Origin of the sequence: Subtercola sp. YIM 133946 (genome assembly GCF_036553535.1) — a bacterium.
Lineage (GTDB): Bacteria > Actinomycetota > Actinomycetes > Actinomycetales > Microbacteriaceae > Subtercola.
In genome coordinates, this window is the sequence record NZ_JAZHPE010000034.1 from 13744 (window position 1) to 31081 (window position 17338).

General features: G+C 68.4%; 13 protein-coding genes and 2 pseudogenes. 1 reads left to right on the forward strand and 14 read right to left on the reverse strand.

Annotated elements, in window-relative coordinates; genetic code table 11:
* Positions 1–87 precede the first annotated feature (87 nt).
* From hisD to V3W46_RS19650, 10 genes are all read right to left on the reverse strand, one after another.
* Positions 88–1395, reverse strand: a complete 1308-nt coding sequence (gene hisD, locus V3W46_RS11605) for a histidinol dehydrogenase (RefSeq protein ID WP_331783279.1) — start codon at positions 1393–1395, stop codon at positions 88–90.
* Positions 1396–1437: 42 nt separating this feature from the next.
* On the reverse strand, positions 1438–4908 hold the full coding sequence (gene dnaE, locus V3W46_RS11610) for a DNA polymerase III subunit alpha (protein ID WP_443069975.1): 3471 nt from the start codon (positions 4906–4908) through the stop codon (positions 1438–1440).
* A 139-nt stretch (positions 4909–5047) separates the two neighbouring features.
* Positions 5048–5968 (reverse strand): RluA family pseudouridine synthase, encoded by a 921-nt coding sequence (locus V3W46_RS11615; RefSeq protein WP_331783281.1) that lies wholly within the window; start codon positions 5966–5968, stop codon positions 5048–5050.
* Positions 5969–5971: 3 nt separating this feature from the next.
* Complete coding sequence (lspA, locus tag V3W46_RS11620) at positions 5972–6568, reverse strand: signal peptidase II (RefSeq protein ID WP_331783282.1); 597 nt, start codon at positions 6566–6568, stop codon at positions 5972–5974.
* On the reverse strand, positions 6558–7232 hold the full coding sequence (locus V3W46_RS11625) for a DivIVA domain-containing protein (protein WP_331783283.1): 675 nt from the start codon (positions 7230–7232) through the stop codon (positions 6558–6560). Before V3W46_RS11625 ends, lspA begins: the two co-directional genes overlap by 11 nt.
* Positions 7233–7370: 138 nt before the next feature.
* On the reverse strand, positions 7371–7679 hold the full coding sequence (locus V3W46_RS11630) for a YggT family protein (RefSeq protein ID WP_331783284.1): 309 nt from the start codon (positions 7677–7679) through the stop codon (positions 7371–7373).
* A gap of 7 nt (positions 7680–7686) precedes the next feature.
* Positions 7687–8196, reverse strand: coding sequence for a cell division protein SepF (locus V3W46_RS11635; protein WP_331783285.1), 510 nt, complete (start codon positions 8194–8196; stop codon positions 7687–7689).
* Positions 8197–8237: 41 nt separating this feature from the next.
* Positions 8238–8900 (reverse strand): YggS family pyridoxal phosphate-dependent enzyme, encoded by a 663-nt coding sequence (locus V3W46_RS11640; RefSeq protein WP_331783286.1) that lies wholly within the window; start codon positions 8898–8900, stop codon positions 8238–8240.
* 215 nt (positions 8901–9115) lie between these two features.
* The gene (gene ftsZ / locus V3W46_RS11645; RefSeq protein WP_331783287.1) at positions 9116–10309 is read right to left on the reverse strand and encodes a cell division protein FtsZ; all 1194 of its coding nucleotides are present in this window, start codon (positions 10307–10309) and stop codon (positions 9116–9118) included.
* A gap of 176 nt (positions 10310–10485) precedes the next feature.
* Positions 10486–11241, reverse strand: coding sequence for an FtsQ-type POTRA domain-containing protein (locus V3W46_RS19650; RefSeq protein ID WP_443069976.1), 756 nt, complete (start codon positions 11239–11241; stop codon positions 10486–10488).
* Between V3W46_RS19650 and V3W46_RS19655 the strand changes: the two are divergent.
* Positions 11240–11455: pseudogene (locus V3W46_RS19655) on the forward strand (hypothetical protein); the annotation flags it as partial. The gene V3W46_RS19650 and the pseudogene V3W46_RS19655 overlap by 2 nt on opposite strands.
* 432 nt (positions 11456–11887) lie before the next feature.
* Here the strand turns inward: V3W46_RS19655 and murC are convergent.
* The 4 genes and pseudogenes from murC to murD all read right to left on the reverse strand — a co-directional run.
* A pseudogene (murC, locus tag V3W46_RS11655) lies at positions 11888–13300 on the reverse strand (UDP-N-acetylmuramate--L-alanine ligase); the annotation flags it as partial.
* 97 nt (positions 13301–13397) lie between these two features.
* On the reverse strand, positions 13398–14468 hold the full coding sequence (locus V3W46_RS11660) for a UDP-N-acetylglucosamine--N-acetylmuramyl-(pentapeptide) pyrophosphoryl-undecaprenol N-acetylglucosamine transferase (RefSeq protein WP_331783289.1): 1071 nt from the start codon (positions 14466–14468) through the stop codon (positions 13398–13400).
* Positions 14465–15778, reverse strand: coding sequence for a putative lipid II flippase FtsW (gene ftsW / locus V3W46_RS11665; protein ID WP_331783290.1), 1314 nt, complete (start codon positions 15776–15778; stop codon positions 14465–14467). The genes V3W46_RS11660 and ftsW overlap by 4 nt, the downstream gene beginning before the upstream one ends.
* Before the next feature lie 8 nt (positions 15779–15786).
* Positions 15787–17262 carry a UDP-N-acetylmuramoyl-L-alanine--D-glutamate ligase gene (gene murD, locus V3W46_RS11670; protein ID WP_331783291.1) on the reverse strand — a complete coding sequence of 492 codons (1476 nt, stop codon included), beginning with the start codon at positions 17260–17262 and terminating at the stop codon, positions 15787–15789.
* Positions 17263–17338: the final 76 nt, after the last annotated feature.

Here is a 17338-nt window from a genome sequence, read left to right on the forward strand (position 1 = left end):
CAGCGCCGGATGCGCCCGCACCCGCTTCGACGGGGCGAGAGTCTGCGCGCCGAGTGCTCAGCGCGCGAAGCGGGCGGCGCCGGGCACTCAGCGCGGTAAGCGGGCGGCGACGGCCTCGGCGTGGGCCGGGAGGTTCTCGCTCGTCGCGAGGGCATGGATGTTCGCGCTGACCGCCTCGAGCGCATCGTGGTCGTACCGGATGACCTGCTGCGGCCGCAGGAAGGTGTAGGCACCCAGCCCTGACGAGAACCTCGACTGCCCGCCGGTGGGCAGCACGTGGTTCGACCCCGCAAGGTAGTCGCCGAGGCTCACGGGCGAGTACGACCCGATGAAGATGGCCCCCGCACTGTGGATGTTCGCCAGCACCGCATCGGCATCCTGAACCTGCAGCTCGAGGTGCTCGGGGCCGTACGCATCGCTGAACCGTGCTGCCGCGACGAGGTCGTCGACGAGTACGATCGCCGACTGCTGGCCGCGCAAGGCGACGAGCACTCGCTCGCTGTGCGTCGTGCCGTTCGCGCAACCTTCAAGTTCAACTCGAACTTCATCGGCGAAGGCGGGCGACGTCGTGACCAGCACAGCAGCCGCGAGTTCATCGTGCTCGGCCTGGCTCACGAGGTCGGCGGCGACATAGGCGGCGTTCGCGGTCTCGTCGGCGATGATGAGAATCTCGGTGGGCCCCGCCTCGGAATCGATTCCGGTGCGGCCCCGCACGATGCGCTTGGCGGCGGCCACGTACACGTTGCCCGGGCCGGTGATGATCTGCACCGGCTCGAGCCCGATGTCGGCCACGCCGTAGGCGAGGGCGCCGATCGCTCCGGCGCCGCCCATGGCGTACACCTCGGTGATGCCGAGCAGACCGGCGGCGCCGAGGATGGTCGGGTGCACCGCCCCGCCGAACTCGGCCTGGGGCGGCGAGGCCAGCGCGATCGACTGCACCCCGGCGGCCTGAGCCGGCACCACGTTCATGACGACGCTCGACGGGTAGACCGCCTTGCCGCCCGGAACGTACAACCCCACACGCTCGACCGGCTGCCAGCGCTGCTCGACCACGGCACCCGGGCCGAGCTGTGTGGTCTGGGCCGGTGGAATCTGGGCGGCGGTGGCCTGCCGCACCCGGTCGATGGCCTCGTCGAGGGCGGCTCGAACGTCTGACGGCAGGGCGTCGATCGCGTCGCGGATCTCACTCTCCGGCACCCGGATGCTCGCTGCCTCACCCCCGTCGAACCGTGCCGCCTGAGAGCGCAACGCCTCCACCCCGCGCTCGCGCACGTCGTCGATGAGCTGCTGCGCGGCATCCTGGGCGACCGACACGTCGGTCACCGCCCGCGGCACGAGGTCGAGAAGCTGGGCGCGGCTCGGGGTCATGCCCCGCAGGTCTATGGTCTGGATCATGGCCCCACCAGCCTACCGGGGCAGGCCGTCGAGGCACCCGCCCTAGGTGAGGCAGGCCGGGCCGAGCAGCGACTTGAGCTCGCCGTAGAGGTCGGCCGTCACGTTGACCCGGAACGGAATCTCGAAGACACGGGCGGTCTGGCCCCTGATGAGTTTGAGCCGCACCTCGCTGTCACCCGAGTGCCTGATCAGCACGTCGTTGAGCGCCTGCACCGTGTCGGTCGTGGCACGGGCATCCGCCATCGAGATCTCAAGCGGGCCGTTGTCGCCGCCGGCCTGCCCGAGGTCGGGCGAGAACAGGCTGAACGCGTGCAGGTTGAGCCCGTCGTCACGCATCGAGACGCGGCCCCGCACCACCACGATCGAATCGTTGGTGAGTGCGGGCGAGAACTCCTGGTAGGCCTTGCCCATGAACATGGCCGTCACCTCGCCGCCGAAGTCTTCGACCACGATCGAGCCGTACTGGTTGCCCGAGTTGCGGGCGACGCGGTGCTGCACGTTCGTGATGAGCCCCGCGACCGTGACGGTCTCGCCGTCGGCGATGTGCTCGCTGGTCAGCAGCTCGCTGATCGACACCGAGGCGTGTTTCGCGAGCGGTATCTCGAGCCCGGCGAGCGGATGATCGGAGACGTAGAGCCCGAGCATGTCGCGCTCGAAGGCGAGCTTGTCGCGCTTGGACCACTCGGGCCGCTCGGGCACCTGCCGGTTGTCTTGCGGGGCGTCCCAGAGGGAGTCGAAGTCGAATCCGACCTGGCCATTCGCCTCGGCGCGCTTCTCGCTCACGGCCGCCTCGACGGCGCCCTCGTGGATCTCGACGAGCGCGCGCCGGGTGTCGCCGAGCGAGTCGAACGCTCCCGCCTTGATGAGCGACTCGACTGTGCGCTTGTTCGCCGCCTGCAGCGGGATCTTCTGCAGGAAGTCGTGGAACGAGGTGAACCGCCCCTTCTCCTCGCGCGCCTGGCGGATGCCCTCCACCACGTTCGAGCCCACGTTGCGCACCGCGCCCAGCCCGAACCGGATGTCGTCGCCCACGGCGGCGAAGAATCCGATCGATTCGTTCACGTCGGGCGGCAGCACGGTGATGTTCATGCGGCGGCACTCGTTGAGGTAGATGGCCGACTTGTCTTTCGAGTCGCCCACGCTGGTGAGCAGGGCGGCCATGTACTCGGCCGGGTAGTGCGCCTTGAGGTAGGCGGTCCAGTACGAGATGACGCCGTAGGCGACCGAGTGCGCCTTGTTGAAGGCGTAGTCGGAGAAGGGCAGCAGAATGTCCCACAGGGTCTTGACGGCTGCCTCGGAGTAGCCGTTCGCGTGCATGCCGGCCGAGAAGCCCTCGTACTGCTTGTCGAGCTCGCTCTTCTTCTTCTTGCCCATCGCGCGGCGCAGCAGGTCGGCCTGGGCGAGCGTGAAGCCGCCGAGCTTCTGTGCGATCGACATGACCTGCTCCTGGTACACGATCAGGCCGTAGGTCTGGCCGAGCACCTCGCGCAGCGGCTCTTCGAGTTCGGGGTGGATGGGCGTGACCTGCTGCAGGCCGTTCTTGCGAAGCGCATAGTTCGTGTGCGAGTCGGCGCCCATGGGCCCCGGCCGATAGAGGGCCAGGATGGCCGAGATGTCTTCGAAGTTGTCGGGCTTCATCAGGCGCAGCAGCGACCGCATCGGGCCGCCGTCGAGCTGGAAGACGCCGAGCGTGTCGCCGCGGGCGAGCAGCTCGTACGCGGGCGCGTCGTCGAGCTCGAGTTCTTCGAGCACGGGCCGGAAGCCGCGGTTGGACTGGATGTTGTCGAGCGCGTCGTCGATGATCGTGAGGTTGCGCAACCCCAGGAAGTCCATCTTGATGAGCCCGAGCGACTCACAGGCCGGGTAGTCGAACTGGGTCACGATCTGACCGTCTTGTTCGCGCTTCATGATGGGGATGATGTCGATCAGCGGGTCGCTCGACATGATCACGCCTGCGGCGTGCACGCCCCACTGGCGCTTCAGGTTCTCGATGCCGACGGCCGTGTCGAAGACGGTGCGTGCCTCGGGGTCGGTCTCGATGACCGCCCGCACGTCTCCCGCTTCTTTGTAACGCGGATGATCGCGGTCGAAGATGCCCGAGAGCGGGATGTCTTTGCCCATGATGGGCGGCGGCATCGCCTTGGTGAGCTTCTCGCCCATGCCGAACGGAAAGCCCAGCACCCGGGAGGAGTCTTTGAGGGCCTGCTTCGCCTTGATGGTGCCGTACGTCACGATCTGGGCGACGCGTTCGTCGCCGTACTTCGAGGTGACGTACTTGATGACCTCGCCGCGGCGCCGGTCGTCGAAGTCGACGTCGAAGTCGGGCATCGAGACGCGGTCGGGGTTCAGGAACCGTTCGAAGATGAGGCCGTGGCGCAGCGGGTCGAGGTCGGTGATGCGCATCGCGTAGGCGGCCATCGAGCCTGCGCCCGAACCACGGCCGGGACCGACCCGGATGCCGTTGTTCTTCGACCAGTTGATGAAGTCGGCGACCACCAGGAAGTAGCCGGGAAAGCCCATCTGCACGATGACGCCGACCTCGTAGTCGGCGCGGGCACGCACCTCGGGCGAGATGCCGTTCGGGTACCGCTCGACGAGGCCCTTCTCGACTTCTTTGATGAACCAGGTGTCTTCGGTCTCGCCCGCCGGCACGGGGTAACGCGGCATGTAGTTCGCCGCCGTGTCGAACTTCACCTCGCACCGCTCGGCGATCAGGAGCGTATTGTCGCAGGCCTCCGGGTGATCGCGGAAGATCTGCCGCATCTCGGCGGCGGTCTTGAGGTAGAACTCGTCGGCGTCGAACTTGAAGCGGTTCGGGTCGCTCAGCGTCGACCCCGACTGCACGCAGAGCAGAGCCGCGTGGCTGGTCGCGTCGTGCGCGTGCGTGTAATGCAGGTCGTTCGTGGCGACCAGCGGCAGGTCGAGGTCTTTCGCCAGGCGCAGCAGGTCGCCCATGATCTGGCGCTCGATGCCGAGCCCGTGGTCCATGACCTCGGCGAAGTAGTTCTCCTTGCCGAAGATGTCACGGTAGTCGGCGGCCGCTTTCACGGCCTCGTCGTACTGGCCGAGACGCAACCTCGTCTGAACTTCGCCCGACGGGCATCCGGTCGTCGCGATGAGGCCGTTCGAGTATTGGGCGAGCAGTTCGCGGTCCATGCGCGGCTTGAAGTAGTAGCCCTCGAGCGAGGCGCGGGACGACAGGCGGAACAGGTTGTGCATGCCGGCGGTGTTCTCGCTCAGCAGCGTCATGTGGGTGTAGGCCCCCGAGCCCGATACGTCGTCGCGGCCCGAGTTCGGCCCGCCCCAGCGCACGCGGGTCTTGTCGCCGCGGTGGGTGCCCGGCGTGATGTAGGCCTCGGTGCCGATGATGGGCTTGATGCCGGCGTCGGTGGCCGTCTTCCAGAAGTCGAAGGCGCCGAAGACGTTGCCGTGGTCGGTGACCGCCACAGCGGGCATCCCCTGTTCGACGGCGGCCTCGATCAGGGGTTTGACGCGTGCCGCACCGTCGAGCATCGAGTACTCGCTGTGCACGTGCAGGTGAACGAACGAATCGGCTGTATTCGCGGGTGCCAAGAATGCTCCGACTTGCTAGAAGGGTGGATCACAAGTTTACCCGCCGACCGCCGACATCGTCGGTCGTGTCGCCCCGATCTCAGTCTTCGCGCAACACGTCGAGAGCGTGCTGCAGGTCGGCCGGGTAGGTCGACTCGAATGACACGTACTCACGAGACTGCGGATGCACGAAACCGAGCCTCAGCGCGTGCAGCCACTGCCGCGACAGCCCCAGCCGGGCCGAGATCTGCGGATCGGCGCCGTACATCGCGTCGCCCACGCACGGGTGGCGCTGTGCGGCCATGTGCACGCGGATCTGGTGCGTGCGGCCCGTCTCGAGGTGGATCTCGAGCAGCGACGCGCTCGGAAACGCCTCGATGGTCTCGTAGTGCGTCACGCTCGGTTTGCCCGAGGCGACGACGGCGAACTTCCAGTCGGAGCGGGGGTGCCGCCCGATCGGCGCATCGATGGTGCCGGCCAGCGGGTCGGGGTGGCCCTGCACCACAGCGTGGTAGATCTTGTCGACCTCGCGGTCGTGGAACAGGCGTTTGAGCCAGGTGTAGGCCTCTTCGCTCTTCGCCACCACCATCAGCCCGCTCGTGCCGGCGTCGAGGCGGTGCACGATGCCCGCGCGCTCGGCGGCGCCCGAGGTCGAGATGCGAAAGCCGGCGGCGGCGAGTGCGCCGAGCACCGTCGGGCCCGTCCAGCCGACCGACGGATGCGCGGCCACCCCCACGGGCTTGTCGACGACGACGATGTCGTCATCGTCGTAGATGATCGTGAGATCGTCGACGGGCGTGTCGACGATGCGCAGTTCTTCGCGCGGCGCCCAGCTCACCTCGAGCCACGTGTCGCGGCGCAGGCGGTCTGACTTGCCCACGACCCGGCCGTCGACCACGACACCGCCGGCGTCGACCACCTCGGCGGCGAAGGTGCGTGAGAAGCCGAGCAGCTTGGCGAGCCCGGCGTCGACGCGATCGCCATCGAGGCCGTCGGGTACGGGCAGCTGACGGTACTCCATCGACTACTGCTCGTCTTTCTCAGGCGAGGAGACGACCTCGACCGGTTGCTCGTCGTCGGCCGTCGACGCATCTGCCGCACGCCTGCCGTCGAGGCCGATGCCGCGGATGGTCAGGATGAGGAAGAGCACCATCGCCGCGCAGATCGCGGTGTCGGCGAGATTGAAGATGGCGGGCAGCAACGGGATCTTGATGAAGTCGACCACGTGACCGACACCGAAACCGGGTTCGCGGAACAGCCGGTCGGTGAGGTTGCCGAGCACTCCCCCGAGCAGCAGGCCGAACACGACGGCCCAGCCGATCGACCGGATGCGGCGGGCGAACCACACGATGAAGAACAGCACCGCGAGGGCGAGCACCGAGAAGATCCAGGTGTAGGCACTGCCGATGGAGAAGGCGGCGCCCGAGTTGGTGACGTAGAAGAACTGCAGCAGATCGCCCAGAACGGCCACGTACTGATTCAGCGGCAGGTGGGTGACGACCAGGTACTTCGCGATCTGGTCGATCGCATAGACCGCTACCGCAACAACCACAAGAACGATCAGCGCGCGAGCGCTGATCGTTCGAGGCGGTGTTGCAGGAGGGGTGGCGTCAGGCTCCAAAACCTTGCAGGCTCGAGGTCTGAGCTGCGCCTTCCGAACTCTCGACGTTGGTCGAGTCGAGCCCGGCCAGCTGGTCTTCGATGTACTTGCGCAGGGTCTGGCGGTACTCCTTCTCGAACGAGCGCAGCTCGTCGATGCGGTGTTCGATGCCGGCCTTCTCCTGGTTGAGCTTCGCCAGCTCGGTGCGCTGCTTTGCTTCGGCCTCGGCGACGAGACGGTCTGCGGTGGCCTGGCCCTCGGCGATGAGTTCGGCGCGCTTGTCGGCGCCCTCCTTCACGTGCTCGTCGTGCAGCTTACGGGCGAGCTGCAGCAGGCTCGTCGTGCTCGAGGCGTCTTCGCTGTAGGCGTCGGCGGCCGGGGCGGCGGGCGCAGCGGCCGGGGCGGCGGGCGCAGCAGCGACGGGCTCGGGGGTCTCCTCGACGACCTCGACGGCGACGGTCTCCTCTGACACGGCGGGCTCGGGCGCCTCGTCGGCCGCTTCGTTGCTGGCCGCAGCGGCGCTCGGCACGATGCCGGCGCGGAGTTCTTCGTTCTCAGAGATCAGGCGACGGAGTTCGACGACGACCTCGTCGAGGAAGTCGTCGACCTCGTCTTGGTCGTAACCTGCGCGGAACTGGGTCTGCGAGAAGCGCTTGTTAACCACTTCTTCTGGAGTTAACGGCATGTTCTTCCACCTTTATAGCTAGTGACTGTTGAGGGAACGTGTTCGGCGTTTCTTAGAACTACGATACATGGGTCAGGCGATGACGCACGCTGGCGGGAGTCATGATCAGGCAATGACGCACGCTGGCGGGAGTCATCATCAGGCGATGACTCGGATGTAACTCGTCACCGAGAGCAGGATGATGACGAGCAGCATCACGATGCTCCAGCCGAAGTCGAAGGCAACCGGCCCGACACGGAGCGGCGGAATCACCCGCCGAAAGAACTTGATCGGCGGATCGGTGACCGTGTAGGTCACCTCGGCGAGCACCAGCACGGCACCCTGCGGGCGCCAGCCGCGTTGAAAACTGCGAACCAGGTCGAGGATGAACCGACCCCACATGACAAAGAAGTACAGCAGGAGGGCGAAGTACGCGACAGTTGCTAAGACGGCGACGAGGGAACTCACCCGTCAATTATGACTGGACGAAGAACGAAGCCTCTGCACGTGGGTCTGCCGCAGCCTCACCCGACACCGAAACATGGGCGGGCGACAGCAAAAAGACCTTGCTGGTGACGCGTTCGATCTTGCCGTAGAGGCCCTGCGAGAGGCCGCCGGCGAAGTCGATGAGGCGGCGCGCGTCGGCATCCGTCATCTGCGAGAGGTTGATGATGACGGGGATGCCGTCGCGAAAGCTCTCGGCGATGATCTGCGCGTCTTTGTACTGCTTGGGGTGAACCGTGAGGATTTCATTCATTTCGAGCGGCGCCGCATTCTTCTGTGTCGTGGTTCGACGGAGGGGGGTCACAGGGGCACGGTTGCCGTGCTGCTGCGGGGCGGCAGCCTGTGCGACCGGAGCCACGGGAGCCTGCTGGGCCTGCGGGTGGGCGACGTGCGCCACCGGCTGCTCGGGGGCGTCTTCGTACTCGAGCTCTTCGTCTGCGAGCCCCAGGTAGACCATCGTCTTGCGTAATGGATTGGCCATGGAATTCCTCCGGTGTGGTGTGCTGGTTGCCTGGTTAGAGATTAACGTCGCACCGGTCTGTTTCCCGTGATTGCCGAGCCGATTCGTAGGTGTGTCGCACCCTCGGCGATGGCTTCGGCGAAGTCGTTCGACATGCCGGCCGAGATGGCGGATGCCCGGGGCGCGGTCTGCCGAACTTCCATCGACACCCGGCGCAGGCGCTCGAAGGCCGCGCGGGGCTCGCCGTCGTTCGGCGCGACGGCCATGACCCCGAGCAACTGCAGCCCGGGCAACCCCTCGATGTGCGCGGCGAGGGGTTCGGCATCCGCCGGCGCCACTCCCCCGCGGTCGGGATCGTCGGTGAGGTTCACCTGCACGAAGCAGTCGATGACCGCGCCCGCCTGAACGCGCTCTGACGTGGCGACGAGGTCGGCGAGCTGGGCACGGTCGATCGAGTGGATGACCGAGGCATAGGCGGCGACCTGGCGAGCCTTCTTGCTCTGCAGCTGGCCGATGAAGTGCCAGGTCAGGTCGAGGTCGGCGAGTTCGTCGACCTTCTCGCGGGCCTCCTGGTGCCGGCTCTCACCGACGTCAGTAAGGCCGAGTGCGGCGAGCTCGCGCAGCAGGCTGGCGGGGTGGAACTTCGTGACGGCGATGAGGGTGAGGTCGTCTGCGCTGCGGCCGGCCGCCCTCGCGGCCTCGTCGATGCGTTCACGAACTGCCATGAGGCGGTCGGCAACACCCGCTGGTTGAGTAGCCCGCGCAGCGGGCGTATCGAAACCCTCGGTCATGACGCCGGGTTTCGATACGCGGCTGCGCCGCTACTCAACCAGCGAGCGGCTGCGCCGCTACTCAACCAGCGAGCAGCAGCACGAGCGGCTGCGCCGCTACTCGAGCAGCGAGCCACAGCACGAACAGTGCGCCTGTACGCGACCGCGCGTCACTTCAGGAAGTCGGGAACGTCGAGGTCGCTGTCGTCGTCGTCAGACGCAGGGTCGAGCTGCGCGGTTCCGGTGATCGAGTTGTGTTCGACCGGCTGTGACCAGGCGGCGGCCGCCGGCTCGTCGACACGGTCGCGACGCAACGGGGCCGACGGGGCAGCGGGTGCGCCGGTGCCGGCGAACAGGTCGCTGGCGTCGTTCGGAATCGTGCCGAAGGCGCGCTTGGCCTCGGCTGCCGTGGTGGCGTCGCCGCTGTCGAAGCCGGCCGCGATGACGGTGACGCGAACCTCGTCGCCGAGGGTGTCGTCGATCACGGCACCGAAGATGATGTTGGCTTCGGGATGCACGGCATCCTGTACCAGCTTCGCAGCGTCGTTGATCTCGAAGATGCCGAGGTTCGACCCGCCCTGGATGCTCAGCAGAACGCCGTGCGCACCCTCGATGCTCGCCTCGAGCAGCGGGGAGGCGACGGCCAGCTCGGCCGCCTTGACGGCGCGGTCGGCGCCGCGCGACGATCCGATGCCCATGAGCGCGGAACCTGCGCCCTGCATGACGCTCTTCACGTCGGCGAAGTCGAGGTTGATCAGGCCGGGGGTGGTGATCAGGTCGGTGATGCCCTGAACACCGGCGAGCAGCACCTGGTCGGCCGTCGAGAATGCCTCGAGCATGCTGATGCCGCGGTCGCTGATCTCGAGCAGGCGATCGTTCGGAACGACGATGAGGGTGTCGACCTCGTTCTTGAGGATCGCGACGCCGTCTTCGGCCTGCGACATGCGCCGCTTGCCCTCGAAGCCGAACGGCTTCGTGACGACACCGATGGTGAGGGCGCCGATCGACTTCGCGATGCGGGCGACGACGGGGGCGCCACCGGTTCCGGTGCCACCACCCTCACCTGCCGTGACGAAGACCATGTCGGCGCCGGCCAGGGCCTCTTCGATCTCTTCGGCGTGGTCTTCGGCGGCGCGGCGACCCACCTCGGGGTCGGCGCCCGCGCCGAGGCCCCGGGTGAGTTCACGACCCACGTCGAGCTTGACGTCGGCGTCGCTCATGAGCAGCGCCTGGGCGTCGGTGTTGATGGCGATGAATTCGACCCCGCGCAGGCCGAGTTCGATCATCCGGTTGACGGCGTTGACTCCACCGCCACCGATGCCGACCACCTTGATCACTGCGAGGTAGTTCTGGTTTGATGTCACGTCCGGCCTCCGGTAAGCCTCTATCTCACGCAAGGTCTAAACCTCAAGTTGAGAGTTAATGTTATGCTGAGTATGTATTTCCTTGACACGAACCTACGGTCGATGGCGCGCGCATCGTGGCTATCGTTCTGGCGTGTCGCGTTCTGGCCGCACAACTTGCCATTCGATAGTGCGGGTCAGGAGACGATGGGGGTCTCGGGGCTCGAGACGTCGTAGGTGAGCTGGGCATCCTGGTCTTGGGTGCCGATGAGCTTGTCGAGCACCTTCGCCTTCAGGGCGCTGTCGTCGACGCTGCCCCAGACGACCTTCTGGCCCACACCGCCCAGCACGAGTGTGACCGAGTCGGGGGTGGCGGCGCTCACCGAGTCGACCTTCGCGAGCAGCTCGGGGGGCAGCACCCGCAGCACCGAGGCGGCCGCGGCGAAGCCGGCACTGCCGACGGGGCCGCCGGCGAGGTCGATGAGCGGGTAACCGTCGGGGCGCGTGTCGGAGTGCGAGATGACCACGCCGGCAGGGTCGACGAGGTCGAAGCCGGCTCCGGATGCGCTGGCCACCGAGCCGACCGGCTGGCGCTCGACGATGCGCACGACGAGGGTGTTGGGCAGCTGCGACTCTGTGGCATAGCTCTGGATGAGCGTGAAACCCGCGAGGTCGCGATTGATCGCGCCGTAGTCGACGAGCGCCAGCGGTTTGCCGAGCTGGTCGGAGAGCGCCGATTCGACCTGGCTCGCGTCGATGCGCGAGGTGCCCTCGATGTCGACGGTTCGCACGGCGAACAGCGGTGAGTAGGCGGTGAAGACGACCACCAGGACGAGGGCGACGAGGATGCCCGCCGACACGAGCCAGGCGATGCGGCGCCGCCGCGCGCGCTCGGTGAAGCGGCGCGCCTCGGAGCGCTCGTAGCGCCGCCGCTTGCGCTCGGCGGTGCGCATGTTCTTGCGGGCGAGCGCCTCGTCGCTGCGCGGCCGGCTCGCCTTAGAGGTGGGCGCGGCCACCGTCGAGGGCGCCGGCGCGGTCGATCTCCCAGGCACGGCCACCGTCGCGGCGGCGGGGGGCGCTGGGTTCGCGGTCGCGGAGGCGACCGTCGACTGCCTGGAGGTCGCGTTCGCAGGGGCCGTCTTCGCACGGGCCGACTTCGCACGGGCCGACTTCGTGGAGGCCGACTTCGTGGAGGCCGACTTCGTGGAGGTCGTCTCGGTAGGGGTCGACTGCGCAGAGGCCGCCGGTGGCTTCGCCGGCGTGGTCTTCGGGGTGGCGGCGGTGGCGGCCTTCGTGCCCGACGCGGGGTCGGCGGGGGCGTCACGACGCAGCGGGCGCACCGATCTCGGCGGCGTCTGCCTGGCCGGGGTGTCGGGCTCGGGGGGCGGCGGGGGCGGGAATCCGTTGGGGCGCTTCATCGGCCTCGGCTCACGCACCGCTACCCGACGGCGGGCCAAGGGTGGCCGACGACGACTCGCCCACCGCGGGCGCAGGGCCCTGGGTGGTCGGCGCCTGCTCGCCCGCCTGCGACGACTCGCCAACCGCGGGCGCCGGGCCCGGGGTGGCCGGCGCCCGCTCACCCGCCGACGACTGCTCGCCCGCCGGCGACGACTCGCCCGACGTCGACGCAGCCAGGGCGTCGAGCAGCTGCGGCACGAGCAGGTTCACGTCGCCGCAGCCGAGGGTGATCACGAAGTCGCCGGGGCGGGCGATCGAGGCCGTGAAGTCGGCGGCCCGCTGCCAGTCGTCGATGTAGGCCACCTTCGACGAGTCGGCGAAGCGCGACGACACCAGCTCGCCCGTGACACCGGGCACCGGGTCTTCGCGGGCGCCACACACGTCGAGCACCACGGTGAAGTCGGCCGTGCGCTCGAGGGTCTCGGCGAAGTCGCCCGCGAGCAGCTGGGTGCGGCTGTAGAGGTGCGGCTGGTGAACCGCGATGATGCGGCCGTCGCCCACTACGGTGCGTGCGGCGGTGAGTGCGGCATCCACCTCGGTGGGGTGGTGCGCGTAGTCGTCGTAGACGCTGACGCCGCGAACGGTGTCGTGCAGTTCGAAGCGGCGGCCGGTGCCGTCGAAGGATCCGAGCGCGGCCAGGCTGGCGGCCGGGTCGAACCCCGTGCCGACCAGCACCGCGAACGCCCCCGCAGCGTTGATGGCGTTGTGGATGCCCGGCACTCGCAGCCGCCCCGAGTAGCTCTGCCCGAGGTGGTCGATCACGAACGACACGGGGCCGTCGGCCACGATCGAGTGCACCCGCACGTCGGCATCGGCGGCCTCGCCGAAGGTCAGCACGCGAGAGGCCGACAGCCGCGACGAGACGCGCAGCGCCCCGGCATCGTCGGAGGAGATGACGACGAGCTCTGACGCCTCGTCGGCGAAGGTGACGAAGGCGTCTTCGACCGCCTCGGTCGAGCCGTAGTGGTCGAGGTGGTCGGGGTCGACGTTCGTGATGAGCGCCACGGCGGTGTCGTAGTGCAGGAACGACCCGTCGGACTCGTCGGCCTCGAGCACGAACAGTTCGCCCTCACCCCACGCCGAGCTCGTGCCGAGCGACGAGATGACGCCGCCGTTCACGAAGCTCGGGTCGGCGCCCAGCTCGAGCAGTGCCGTCACGATCATTCCGGTCGATGTGGTCTTGCCGTGCGCGCCCGCCACGGCGACGAGCCGGCGACGCCCGGCGAGCCAGGCGAGCGCCTGCGAGCGGTGCAGAACGGGCAGCCCCGTCTGTCGGGCGAGCACGAGCTCAGGATTGTCGGGCCAGAGTGCACTCGTGACGACGACGGTGTCAGCGGCGCCGAGGTGCGCGGCGTCGTGGCCGACGTACACGGTTGCGCCGAGGTCGCGCAGCTTCTGCGCGGTCTTCGAGTCGGTGCGGTCGGAGCCGGTGACCGTCAGACCGGCCTGGAGGAACAGGCGCGCGATACCGCTCATGCCGGCCCCGCCGATGCCGATGAAGTGCACCGCACCGAGCTCCGTCGGTATCTCGAGGCTGAGGTCGGGCTTGATCACGATGACGCACTTTCGTTCGGAAGAGGGGCTGGTCGACGGCTGCCGCACCGACCCTCCTGGCCGGCGCACCGCCTCGACTGCAGAGTCAACGTTACGCTCACGCGAGGGCTTCCCCGATCAGGTCGGCGGTGCGCGCCGACCCGTCACGCACGCCGACCGTCGCCGCCGCGGCGGCCATTCGGGCCACCCGCGGGCGGTCGGCGAGCAGGGGCAGCAGTGTCGCCGACACCCAGGCCGGCGTGAAGTCGGAGTCGTTCACCAGCACCGCACCGCCCGCCCCGACGATGTCGCGGGCATTGAAGCGCTGCTCGCCGTTTCCGACGGCGTACGGCACCAGCGCCGACGGCACACCCAGCGCCGCGAGTTCGGAGACCGTCGCCGCTCCGGCGCGCGACACGGCGAAGTCGGCGACGGCGAGGGCGAGTTCCATGCGGTCGCAGTAGCGGAGCATCCGGTACCCCTCGATGCCGGGGTCGACCAGGCTCGAGCGGCCGCCGACGATGTGCAGCACCTGGTAGCCTGCGTCGACGATGGCCCGTACCGACTCGAACACCGTGCTGTTGATGCGCTCGGCGCCGAGCGATCCGCCCGTGACGAGCAGGGTCGGCCGGTCGGGCGAGAGGTCGAAGAACGGGTACGCCTCGGCGCGGGCAGCGGCGAGGTCGAGGTGCTCGATCTCGCTGCGCAGCGGCATGCCGGCGACGTACGCATGCGGCAGCGGCGTGCCACGAAAGGCCACCGCGACGAACGGGGTGAATCGCGCTCCCAGACGGTTGGCGAGGCCGGGCTTGGCGTTGGCCTCGTGGATGACCAGCGGCACCCGCGCGCGCCGGGCAGCCAGATACGCCGGTGCGGCCGCGTAGCCGCCGAACCCCACCACGACATCGACGTGCCGCTCGACGATCAGCTTCGCCAGGCCCGAGATGACCCGCGCGAGCCCCGGGGCGAACGTCACCGCCGCGCGGTTCGGCCGGCGCGGAAACGGCAGCTTCGCGATCGTGACGAGCTCGTAACCGCGCTCGGGAACCAGCCGCGCCTCGAGCCCGGTGGCGGTGCCGACCACGATGATCTCGGCGTCGGGCTGCCGGCGGCGCAGCTCGTCGGCGGTCGCGAGCAGCGGATTGACGTGGCCGGCGGTTCCACCGCCGGCCAGCAGGTACGTCGTCATCGAACGGTTCTTCTGGGGGTCGGGGTGGGAGTGCGCTGGGTGCGCGGAACCGCGGTGCGGCCGGCGGCCGGCGCAGCGGCGGCGCGACCGGCGGCGGCCCGACGGGCGGCGGCGCTGGGCGCGGCGTTCGCCGGAGCATCCACCGCCGGCCTGCCCTGCGACCGGGCGATCGACAGCACCACACCGATGGCGATGAGCGTGGTCAGCAGCGCCGAGCCGCCCGACGAGATCAGCGGCAGCGGAACGCCGAGCACCGGGATCACCCCGATCACCACGGCGATGTTGACGAACGCCTGGCTCATGATCCAGACCATCACCGAGCCGGCGACGACCTTCGAGAACAGGTCGGCACTGGCGCGCACGATACGCAGGAACGCGATGGCCAGGGCCACGAAGAGGCCGATCACCACGAGGGCGCCGATCAGGCCGAGCTCCTCGCCGATGATCGCGAAGATGAAGTCGTTGTCGGCCGCAGGCAGCCACGACCACTTGGCCTTCGAGTTGCCGAGCCCCACACCGAAGATGCCGCCGGCGGCGAGGGCGAACATGCCGTGCTGGGTCTGCCAGCACTCCCCCGACGTGTCGGTGCACTGCGACCCCAGGAACGACCCGATGCGGGCGGTGCGGCTGGCGCTCGAGAAGGCGATGACGACGATCGCGCTGGCGCCGATGATCAGCGGCAGCAGAATCATGCGCAGTCGCACCCCGGCGAAGAACAGCGCGCCGAAGATGAGGGCCGCCATGATCATCACGGTGCCGAGGTCGCCGCCGAGCATGACGAGCAGCACGGCGCCGCCGGCCACCGGCAGGATTGGAATGGCGAGGTGGCCCCAGAGGTGCAGGTAGCGCTGCTTCTTGGCCATGATGACGCCGAGCCAGATGACGAGGCCCAGCTTGATGATCTCTGACGGCTGGATGTTGAACCCGGCCACGTACATCCAGTTGAGGTTGCCGCCGACCTCGATGCCGAGGGGTGTGTAGAGCACGAGCAGCTGCAGTACCACGCCGAGGGCCAGGGCGACCCAGCCCCACCGCTTCCAGAAGGCGATGGGCAGGCGCGAGATCACCAGCATCAGCGGAATGCCGATGAGGGCGAACAGCCCCTGCCGCCAGAAGATGCCGAAGAAGCCCTGCTGCGCGGTGTACGAGTCGACCGATGACGACGACAGCACCATCACGAGCCCGAAGATCACGAGAAAGAGGGTGGTGCCGAGCAGCAGGTAGTAGTTGCTCGATTCAGACTCGAAGGCCCGGCCGACCGAGATGCGGGCCGTTCTGACCCCTGAGGCGAGCGGCGTCTCGGGGCGCATCGTGTTGGTCAGCTGCCCCCACCTCCAAGATGATCGCGAACGGCCTGGGCGAACCGTCGGCCACGGTCTGCGTAGTCGACGAACTGGTCCATCGACGCCGCCGCCGGGGCGAGCAGCACCACGTCGCCCGGTTGGGCGACGTCGGCCGCCAACCGCACCGCGGCCGACATGACTTCTTCAGTCTCGGTCTCGTCGACCTCGAACACGGGAACCCCGGGCGCGTGTCGCTGGAATGCAGTGCGCAAGTCGCTGCGGTCGACGCCGATGAGAATCGCGGCGCGCAGACGGGATGCCCGGCCCTTCACCAGCACATCGATGTCGACGCCCTTCAGCAGCCCACCGGCCACCCACACGACCGACTCGTAGGCGCCGAGCGATGCGTCGGCCGCGTGCGCGTTCGTCGCCTTCGAGTCGTCGACCCAGCTCACGCCGCCCTGCACCGCGACGAGCTCGATGCGGTGGTGGTCGAGTTCGAACCGTTCGAGCGACCGCCTGATCGCCTCGATCGGCACGCCGTAACTGCGGGCGAGCGCCGTAGCGGCGAGGATGTTCGACACGACGTGCGGGGCGGCGAGGTCGCGCAGCGCCAGGTCGGTGACCGTCGTGATCTCGAGGGCGGCGATGCGCCGCTCTTCGGTGAAAGCCCGGTCGCAGAGGATGCCGTCGACGATGCCGAAGTCGCTCGGCCCAGGAACCCCGAGCCCGAATCCGATGGCTCGCGCTCCGTCGATGACCTCGGCCTCTTCGACCATGCGCATGGTGCGGGCGTCGCTCTTGTTGTAGACGCAGGCGACCTTTGTGTTCGTGTAGACGCGGGCCTTGGCCGCGATGTACGCGTCGAGCGAGCCGTGCCAGTCGAGGTGGTCTTCGGCGACGTTCAGGCACACCGAGGCGTACGGCGACATGCTCGACGTCGAGTGCAGCTGGTAGCTCGACAGCTCGACCACCAGCACGTCGAAGCCGGCGGGATCACGGATGGCGTCGAGGATCGGAATGCCGATGTTGCCGCACGGCGCGGCCCGGAAGCCGCCGTCGACCAGCATGGTCGCCGTCAGCTGAACGGTGGTCGTCTTGCCGTTGGTGCCGGTCACGGCGATCCACTCGGCGGGCTCGCCGACCTTGTCGCGCAGGCGCCACGCCAGCTCGACGTCGCCCCAGACGGGAATGCCCTGCCCGGCCGCCCAGACGAGCACCGGATGATCGGGGTGGAACCCGGGCGAGACGACCAGCACCTCGGGGTTCAGCTCGACGAGTTCGGGTGGTGCGGCATCCAGAACCGGGTCGAGCACCAGCCCGGCACCGATCACCTCGACGAGCTGCACCTGCGCGTCTTCGGCGTGCTGGGCGACGACGAGCACGGTCGCGCCGAGCTCGACGAGAGTGTCGGCGACCGAGAACCCGGTCTTGCCGAGGCCGAGCACGCCGACACGCAGACCCGCCCAGTCGGAGTGCCAGCTGGTGAGGTCAGAGAGCCGATCGGTCACGTTCGGAAGGCCTTTCGTGGGGGGTTTCGATGCGCGCTTCGCGCTACTCAACCAGCGCTGATTGAGTAGCTCCGAA

Coding starts and splice junctions, on each gene's coding strand:
- V3W46_RS11625 (WP_331783283.1), bottom strand. CDS start 7,232: ATGCCGTTAACTCCAGAAGAAGTGGTTAACAAGCGCTTCTCGCAGACC.
- V3W46_RS11635 (WP_331783285.1), bottom strand. CDS start 8,196: ATGGCCAATCCATTACGCAAGACGATGGTCTACCTGGGGCTCGCAGAC.
- V3W46_RS11640 (WP_331783286.1), bottom strand. CDS start 8,900: ATGGCAGTTCGTGAACGCATCGACGAGGCCGCGAGGGCGGCCGGCCGC.
- dnaE (WP_443069975.1), bottom strand. CDS start 4,908: ATGCTCGACGGTGCGGCACGCGTCAAACCCCTGATCGAGGCCGCCGTC.
- V3W46_RS11660 (WP_331783289.1), bottom strand. CDS start 14,468: ATGACGACGTACCTGCTGGCCGGCGGTGGAACCGCCGGCCACGTCAAT.
- V3W46_RS11615 (WP_331783281.1), bottom strand. CDS start 5,968: ATGGAGTACCGTCAGCTGCCCGTACCCGACGGCCTCGATGGCGATCGC.
- ftsW (WP_331783290.1), bottom strand. CDS start 15,778: ATGCGCCCCGAGACGCCGCTCGCCTCAGGGGTCAGAACGGCCCGCATC.
- V3W46_RS19650 (WP_443069976.1), bottom strand. CDS start 11,241: ATGCGCACCGCCGAGCGCAAGCGGCGGCGCTACGAGCGCTCCGAGGCG.
- hisD (WP_331783279.1), bottom strand. CDS start 1,395: ATGATCCAGACCATAGACCTGCGGGGCATGACCCCGAGCCGCGCCCAG.